The following is a 6,223-nucleotide window of genomic DNA, read 5'->3' as shown; positions in this document are numbered from 1 at the left end:
CGCTTCTTCGATCGACAGTTCGCCGCGCGAAAAGACGAAGCGCGGCAGCCCTGTCACCTCGAAACCCTCAAAGACGTTGTAGTCGATCACCGACTGCTGGTTCTTGGCCGTGATCGTCTTCTCGCGCTTCGGGCCCCAGACCACGATGTCGGCATCCGCGCCTTCGACGATCGCGCCCTTCTTCGGATACATGTTGAGGATCTTGGCGATGTTGGTCGAGGTCACCGCGACGAACTCGTTCATCGTCAGCCGGCCGGTGTTGACGCCGCTGGTCCAAAGCACGGGCAAACGATCCTCGAGGCCGCCGGTGCCGTTCGGGATCTTGGTGAAGTCGCCGACGCCGTTGCGCTTCTGCTTGGTGGTGAAGGAGCAGTGGTCAGTCGCCACCACCTGCAGCGATCCGGCCTGCAGGCCTGCCCATAGTGAATCCTGGTGCCACTTGCTGCGGAAAGGCGGGCTCATCACGCGCCGCGCCGCATGGTCCCAGTCCTTGTTGAAATATTCGCTCTCGTCGAGCGTCAGGTGCTGGATCAGCGGCTCGCCATAGACGCGCATGCCCTTCTGGCGTGCCCGGCGGATGGCTTCATGGCTCTGCTCGCAGGAGACGTGCACGACATAGAGCGGCACGCCCGCCATGTCGGCGATCATGATGGCGCGGTTTGTCGCCTCGCCTTCCACTTCGGGCGGACGCGAATAGGCATGCCCCTCGGGGCCGTTATTGCCGGCGGCAAGCAGCTTCTGCGAGAGTGCCGCGACCACGTCGCCATTTTCGGCATGGACCAGCGGCAGCGCGCCGAGATCGGCGCAGCGCTGGAACGAGGAATACATCTCGTCGTCGTCGACCATCAGCGCGCCCTTGTAGGCCATGAAGTGCTTGAACGAGGTGATGCCCCTGTCGACGACGGTGGCCATCTCGTCGAAGACCTGCTTGCCCCACCAGGTGATCGCCATGTGGAAGGAATAGTCGCAGGCAGCTTTCGAGGTCTTGTTGTCCCACATCTGCAGCGCCTCCAGCAGCGACTGCTGCGGCGCCGGCAGGCAGAAATCGACGACCATGGTCGTGCCGCCCGAAAGCGCCGCGCGCGTGCCGGATTCGAAATCGTCGGCCGAATAGGTGCCCATGAAGGGCATTTCGAGATGGGTGTGCGGATCGATGCCGCCCGGCATGACATAGCAGCCAGTGGCGTCGAACTCGTGATCGCCATGCAGGTTCGAGCCGATGGCGATGATCTTGCCGTGCTGCATCAGCACGTCGGCTTTCCACGTGCGGTCGGCGGTGACGATGGTGCCGTTCTTGATGACTTTGGTCATATCCGTTCCCCTGATCTTTTCACGCTTCTTTGCGAGCGGCTTTTTCGAGGTGATTTCTATTCGGTCATTCGACGATTCCTGCCGTCTCGACCACCGCGTGGAACAGCACATCGGCGCCTGCCGCCGCCCATTCCTTGGAGATGTCCTCGGCCTCGTTGTGGCTGAGCCCGCCGACACAGGGACACATGACCATGGTCGCCGGCGCGACCTTGGCCGCCCAGCAGGCGTCGTGGCCGGCGCCGGAGATGATGTTCATATGGCTGTAGCCCAGCTTCTCGGCGGCGGTGCGGACACGGCCGACCAGCGTCGGATCGAAGGTCACCGGATCGAAATGGCCGACCGCCTCGACGGCGCATTTCACGCCGAGCGGCTCGCAGATATTCGGCGCCTCCTTCTCGATGCGCGCGCGCATGCCGTCGAGCTTCGCCTTATCGGGCGAGCGGATATCGACAGTGAAGATCACCGTGCCCGGCAGCACGTTGCGGGAGTTGGGCGAGAACTTCACCTGGCCTACACCGCCGACAGCGCCAGGCTGGTTCTCCATCGCGACCGTCTGCACCATCTCCAGGATGCGGGCCATGGCCAACCCCGCATTGACGCGCATGTTCATCGGGGTCGAGCCGGTATGCGCCTCCCTGCCGGTCAGCGTGAATTCCAGCCACCACAGGCCCTGGCAGTGGGTCACCACGCCGATCTGCTTGTTCTCGGCCTCGAGGATGGGCCCCTGCTCGATATGGTACTCGAAATAGGCGTGCATCTTACGCGCGCCGACCGTCTCGTCGCCGACCCAACCGATCCGCTTCAGCTCGTCGCCGAAGCTCAGGCCGTCGAGATCCTTGCGGGCATAGGCATAATCCTGCGTGTGAACGCCTGCGAACACGCCGGAGGCGAGCATGGCCGGCGCGAAACGGGCTCCCTCCTCGTTCGTCCAGTTGGTGACGACGATCGGATGTTTGGTCTTGATGCCGAGATCGTTGAGCGAGCGCACGACCTCGAGGCCAGAGAGCACTCCGAGCACGCCGTCATATTTGCCGCCGGTCGGCTGGGTATCGAGATGGGAACCGACATAGACCGGCAGCGCGTCCGGATCGGTGCCGGGCCGCGTCATGAACATGGTGCCCATCTGGTCCACGCCCATCGTGAGCCCGGCCTCGTCGCACCAGGACCTGAACAGTTCGCGGCCTTGCTTGTCGGAATCGGTCAGCGTCTGGCGATTGTTGCCCCCGGCGATGCCGGGGCCGATCTTCGCCATCTCCATGATGGAATCCCACAAACGGTCTGAATTGATTCGCAGATTCTCGCCGGGGGCGGCCATTCAAAGTCCTCTCATTTCAGGTCTCCGGTCGGGCGGCGGTTCCCGTCGCCGCCCGAGCGGTTTGAGCAGTTAGTCTATCGAGCGCAGAACATCGCGAACATGGTCGATCAGTTCGTTGATCTGGCCCTTGGTGATGATCAGCGGCGGCGACAGCGCGATGATGTCGCCGGTTGTGCGGATCAGCGCGCCGCGTTCGAACGCTTTGACGAAGGCCGAGAAGGCCCGCTTGGTCGGGCTACCGGCGATCGGCGCAAGCTCGATCGCGCCGATCAGGCCGATATTGCGGATGTCGATGACATGCGGCTCGCCCTTCAACGAATGCAGCGCGTCTTCCCAGTAAGGCGCCAGCTCCTCGCCGCGGGTTAGCAGGCCTTCTTCCTTGTAGGTGTCCAAAGTGCCGAGAGCCGCGGCGCAGGCGATCGGATTGCCCGAATAGGTGTAGCCGTGGAAGAACTCGATCATGTGCTCCGGGCCGTTCATGAAGGCGTCGTGGATTTCCTTCTTCACGAAAACCGCGCCCATCGGGATGACGCCGTTGGACACGCCCTTGGCCGTCGTCATGATATCCGGCGTGACGCCGAAATAATCGGCGGCGAATGGCGCGCCAAGACGGCCGAAGCCGGTGATCACTTCATCGAAGATCAACAATATGCCGTGCTTGGTGCAGATTTCTCGAAGCTTCTGCAGGTAGCCTTTCGGCGGCAGGATGACGCCGGTCGAGCCTGCGACCGGCTCGACGATGACCGCCGCGATGGTCGAGGCGTCATGCAGGGTGACGAGACGGTCCAGCTCGTTCGCCAATTCGGCGCCGTGCTCGGGCACGCCCTTCGAGAAGGCATTCTTCTCCGGCAGATGGGTGTGCGGCAGATGGTCGACGCCGCCGAGCAGCGTGCCGAACATCTTGCGGTTGGCGACGATGCCGCCGACCGAAATGCCGCCGAAATTGACGCCGTGATAGCCGCGCTCGCGGCCGATCAGCCGGGTGCGCGAGCCCTCGCCTCGGACACGGTGATAGGCGATCGCCATCTTCAACGCGGTCTCGACCGATTCCGAACCGGAATTGGTGAAGAACACATGGTGCATGCCCTTCGGCGCGATATCGACCAGGCGGTTCGCCAGTTCGAAGACGATCGGGTGGCCCATCTGGAAGGCCGGCGCATAGTCGAGTTCGGCGGCCTGCTGCTGAATGGCCTCGGTGATCTTCGGCCGGCAGTGGCCGGCGTTGACGCACCAGAGGCCTGCAGTGCCGTCGAGCACCTTGCGGCCATCGCTCGTCGTGTAGTGCATGTCCTTGGCGGACACGAACATGCGCGGCGCCTGCTTGAACTGCCGATTTGCCGTGAACGGCATCCAGAATGCGCTGAGATCGTTCGGCGTGACTTTCAGCCGGTTGGACATGACCAAGATTTCCCCTTGTAACCTGTTTCTGTGCGCTAACGCTTGGTCTTCCCAAGGCTTGGTCTTCGTTGCGTTTTCGTGCTACGCAAAATTTTGACCGGTTGGACAAACGTTAGCACCGCCCTGTCGGCGGTCAAGGGACTACTAACGGAAATGCGGCATCGAAAGCGCGCTCCACGGCTCGGAGAAAAACTGGTCCAGAGAATTGGTCCAGAGTGCCCACACGGCAGCAGCCGGCAAGGATGACGGACAGGATGGAAGGCTCAGCTCCACGCCGCACCCGCATCCAGCAGGAAAAGCGCGAGCTCATCCTGGAAGCCGCGCTGGAAGTCTTCTCCGCCAACGGTTTTCGCGGTTCGACCATCGACCAGATTGCCGAAGCCGCCGGCATGTCGAAGCCGAACCTTCTCTATTACTTCCGCCGCAAGGAGGACATTCACGAGACATTGATGCAGCGGCTGCTGGACACCTGGCTGGCGCCGCTCCGCGAGCTTGACGATATCGGTGATCCGATGACCGAGCTCAGAAGCTACATCCGACGCAAGCTCGAAATGGCGCGCGATTTTCCACGCGAAAGCCGGCTCTTCGCCAACGAGATCCTGCAGGGCGCGCCGCGCATCATGCCGATGCTGGAGGGCGAGCTGAAAACGCTGGTCGAGGAGAAGGCCGCCGTCATCAAGGGCTGGATGCGCGCCGGCAAGATCGCCCGCACCGACCCCTGGCATCTGATCTTCTCGATCTGGGCGACGACGCAGCATTACGCCGATTTCGACGTCCAGGTGCGCGCCGTGCTCGGCCCCGACCGCGGCGGCGACGGCCGCTTCGAGGATGCTGCCCGGTTCCTGGAGCAACTGTTCCTCGATGGGCTGAAGCCGAAAGCTTAGGTCGGGCGAAGATCAGGCGCTGCGCCGCTCGGGGGGCTTCTCTTCCAGCAGCTTCTTGAGCTTGGCGATCGTATTCTGCTCGGTCAACGGCGTGTAGACGATCAGCCGCATGTCTGAGCCGTCGTCGATCGACAGGCTCATATGTTCGAAAGCCATCGGGCCGGCTGTGGGATGGCGGACATGTTTCACGCCCGTCAGCCTTCTCGCCACGTCCCGCCGCGGCCACCAATCACGGAACTCCGGGCTTGAGCGCATCATCAGCGCGATCAGCCGCTCGAAATCCGGATCGCCGACATATTTGGCGCTCTCCGCGCGAAACGAAGCGAGCACCACGCGGGCAAGCGCTTCCCAGTCGACCAGCAGCCGGCGGTGATGCGGGCTTGTGAACACCAGATGGACGATGTTGCGGGCATCGCCCTCGAGCAGGCCATAGTCGCCGAACAAGGCGACCGCCGCCGGATTCCAGGCGAGCACATCCCAACGCCGGCCAACCACATAAGCCGGCTGTAGGACGAGGCTCCCCAGCATGTGCAGCAGTGTGGCGTCGACCTTTTCAGACGTCGCCGTGCGCTGCTCCGGCTGCTGGCGGCCGGCAAGGATGAACAGATGCCGCTTCTCGACGGCGTGCAGGCGCAGCGCCTCGCAGAGCGCGGTCAGCACCTCGACCGAGGGCCGCACGTCCCGCCCCTGCTCCAGCCAGGTGTACCAGGTGGTGCCGACGCCGGCGATCATCGCCACTTCCTCGCGCCTCAGCCCGGGCGTACGCCGCCTGGCGCCGCTCGCAATCCCAATGTCGGCAGGCGAGAGCCGCTCCCGGCGCGAGCGCAGGAAAGCGCCGAGCTCGCGGCGGCGGCTGTCGTCAGGGGAATGGGGCACGGCATCCATGCAGCTATTATAGCAGTATCGATACCAGGATAAAAATTGAACTGTTTGGCCTGCGCGCCGCGCCCCATCTTGCGTTCAGAGCAGCATAAGGAGGCTCTGAACATGGAACTTAAGAATAAGACCGTTCTCGTCACCGGCTCGACCGACGGGGTTGGCCGCGTGGTCGCTGAAAGGCTCGGCGCTGCCGGCGCCCGCGTGCTGGTACATGGCCGCGACCAAACTCGCGCCAAGGCGACAGTCGCTGCCATCGAAGCCGAGGGCGGCAACGCCGAATTTCTGCTTGCGGATCTTTCGTCGCTCGCCGAAGTGCGCCGCCTTGCCGGCGCCGTGCGGGCAGGAACCGACCGGCTCGACATATTGATCAGCAATGCCGGCGTCGGCACGGGCGGCGAAGGCGCAAAAAGGCAAGTGAGCGCCGACGGCTACGAAA

General features: G+C 63.4%; 6 protein-coding genes. 2 read left to right on the top strand and 4 right to left on the bottom strand.

The window, feature by feature from the left end; translation table 11 throughout:
- The 3 genes from hydA to EOA60_RS14560 form a co-directional block, all read right to left on the bottom strand.
- A partial coding sequence (gene hydA, locus EOA60_RS14570) for a dihydropyrimidinase (protein WP_128311539.1) occupies positions 1 to 1,311 on the bottom strand: 1,311 nt, incomplete at its 3' end.
- Positions 1,312 to 1,375: 64 nt separating this feature from the next.
- Entirely contained in the window at positions 1,376 to 2,626 is a 1,251-nt protein-coding gene (locus tag EOA60_RS14565; protein WP_095824944.1) for a Zn-dependent hydrolase, read from the bottom strand.
- Positions 2,627 to 2,695: 69 nt separating this feature from the next.
- On the bottom strand, positions 2,696 to 4,024 hold the full coding sequence (locus EOA60_RS14560) for an aspartate aminotransferase family protein (RefSeq protein ID WP_095824945.1): 1,329 nt from the start codon (positions 4,022 to 4,024) through the stop codon (positions 2,696 to 2,698).
- A gap of 254 nt (positions 4,025 to 4,278) precedes the next feature.
- Between EOA60_RS14560 and EOA60_RS14555 the strand changes: the two genes are divergently transcribed.
- Entirely contained in the window at positions 4,279 to 4,908 is a 630-nt protein-coding gene (locus EOA60_RS14555) for a TetR family transcriptional regulator C-terminal domain-containing protein (protein ID WP_095812645.1), read from the top strand.
- A gap of 12 nt (positions 4,909 to 4,920) precedes the next feature.
- Here the strand turns inward: EOA60_RS14555 and EOA60_RS14550 are convergent, their stop codons facing one another.
- Positions 4,921 to 5,793 carry a helix-turn-helix transcriptional regulator gene (locus tag EOA60_RS14550; protein WP_095824946.1) on the bottom strand — a complete coding sequence of 291 codons (873 nt, stop codon included), beginning with the start codon at positions 5,791 to 5,793 and terminating at the stop codon, positions 4,921 to 4,923.
- Positions 5,794 to 5,895: 102 nt separating this feature from the next.
- Between EOA60_RS14550 and EOA60_RS14545 the strand changes: the two genes are divergently transcribed.
- On the top strand, positions 5,896 to 6,223 hold a 328-nt coding region (locus tag EOA60_RS14545), incomplete at its 3' end, for an SDR family NAD(P)-dependent oxidoreductase (RefSeq protein ID WP_128311537.1).

Origin of the sequence: Mesorhizobium sp. M1A.F.Ca.IN.020.06.1.1 (assembly GCF_004023265.1) — a bacterium.
Classification (GTDB): Bacteria; Pseudomonadota; Alphaproteobacteria; order Rhizobiales; family Rhizobiaceae; genus Mesorhizobium.
Note: the sequence above shows the minus strand (reverse complement) of the source record. Positions and strands in the feature narration are given on the sequence as shown.